Here is a 245-nt window from a genome sequence, read left to right on the forward strand (position 1 = left end):
TAGACCCCGCCGGCGACCTTGTAGGCCACCATGGTGTCGGGTTCCAGGGTGCAGAAGCCGTGCCCGAAGCCGACCGGAATGTAGAGCTGCTCGCCGGCTTGCGCATCGAGGCGCACGGCCACGTGCCGGCCGTAGGTGGGCGAGGCGCGCCGCAGGTCGACGGCGACATCCAGGATGGCCCCCGCGAGCACCCGGACCAGCTTGGCCTGGGCCATGGGAGGGCGCTGGAAGTGCAGGCCCCGCAC

Annotated in this window: 1 protein-coding gene; it reads right to left on the minus strand. The window is 71.8% G+C overall.

Features of this window, described 5'->3' with window-relative positions; translation table 11 throughout:
* A partial coding sequence (locus AC0IY1_RS25500) for a dTDP-4-dehydrorhamnose 3,5-epimerase family protein (protein ID WP_471773368.1) occupies positions 1 to 245 on the minus strand: 245 nt, incomplete at both ends.

It is taken from the genome of Methylobacterium sp. AC690, from assembly GCF_979256535.1.